The organism is Pseudolactococcus piscium, assembly GCF_002441695.1.
In the GTDB taxonomy this organism is placed as follows: domain Bacteria; phylum Bacillota; class Bacilli; order Lactobacillales; family Streptococcaceae; genus Pseudolactococcus; species Pseudolactococcus piscium.
Map to the genome: position 1 here is coordinate 1 of NZ_JXJW01000051.1, position 1,537 is coordinate 1,537.

General features: G+C 39.1%; 1 protein-coding gene. It reads left to right on the top strand.

The features are described from left to right. Positions 1-93: 93 nt before the first annotated feature. Positions 94-1,537, top strand: a 1,444-nt coding sequence (locus tag RU86_RS11710; RefSeq protein WP_245810525.1) for an IS1182 family transposase, incomplete at its 3' end; no start/stop codon positions are given.

A 1,537-nucleotide genomic window follows, 5' to 3' on the forward strand; every position in this document is an offset into this window, starting at 1 on the left:
TCAGACTGAAGACAAAATACGTTAAATTTTCGTATTTTTTCTTTTTTCTTGTTAAACTTAAGTTATGAAGTCAGTCATACTGGAGGAATAGCTATGTTTCACAAACAAACAATGATTGGTAGAGCTCAAATGGGCTACTACGCTGTTGAGGATTTAGTGCCCAAAGACCATCTTTTACGGCAGATTGATCAATATGTCGATTTTGAGTTTATCTATGATTTGGTAAAAGACAGGTATAGTCCTGATCATGGTAGGCCTAGTCTAGATCCTGTACTCCTCATCAAAATACCCATCATCCAATATCTTTTTGGTATCCAAAGTATGCGTCAAACCATTAAAGAACTCGAGGTAAATGTGGCTTATCGCTGGTTTCTTGGCCTTGATTTTCAAGATAAGGTGCCACATTTTACGACCTTTGGTAAAAATTATAGTCGACGGTTTAAAGATACAACCTTGTTTGAGGAGATCTTTTATGAAGTGCTGAATCAAGCATTTGAAGCTGACTTGGTTGAACCAAAACTCATTTATGTGGATGGCACCCATATCAAGGCGCATGCCAATCGGCATCAGAGTGAAAATCAAGAGGTTGCGGTTGAGGCCTTGATTTATCAAGAGAATTTAGAAAAAGAGATTGATGAGGTGCGCTCAAAAGCTAAAAAAAAGCCCTTCAAAAAATCAAAAGAACAAAAGGTAAAAAATAGTAAGCGTTCAACCACAGATCCTGATAGTGGTTGGTTTCATAAAGGGGAGCATAAAGAAGTTTTTGCTTATTGCGCCCAGGTTGCTTGTGATACCAACGGTTGGGTACTTGGTTATACAGCAGACCGTGGGAATGTGCATGATAGTCGTGCTTTCTTCGATTTATACGCGAAATTAACAAAAAAGTTTCCAAAAATTGATACGATTGTCGCAGATGCTGGCTATAAAACACCAGCCATTGCCAAAAGATTGCTAGATGATGGTCGGACGGGCTTATTTCCCTATACGCGTCCACGTGGGAAAAAAGACCTATTTCGAAAACGTGAGTTTTCTTATGACTATCAAAAGAACAGCTTCACCTGTCCCAATGGTAAACAGCTCACTTACCGAACGACTCGACGGGATGGCTATCAAGAATACCGAACAAGTAAGGCCAATTGTCAAACCTGTCCAATGTTACAAAACTGTACAACCTCTCAAACCCAATGCAAAACCGTATTCAGACATATTTGGCAGCTTTATCTAGATAAAATTGAGCAAAATCGCTTGACGACATGGGGGAAAACCACATATCGGCGACGAAAAGAGACGATTGAGCGGTTATTTGGGACCGCAAAAGAACATCATAATTTAAGATATACACATGAAAATGGCCGAGACAAGTTGCACATGAAACTCGGTCTGACTTTTGCGTGCTTAAATATGAAAAAACTGGCAAAAATCATGAGAAATAGGGATAGGAGGGCGTCATATTATGGGGATTTTCAGCTAATATTGTTAAATAGCATAAGCAAAAGGCATATTTCATCTCGAAATATGCCTTTTGTCTCCAGTCTGA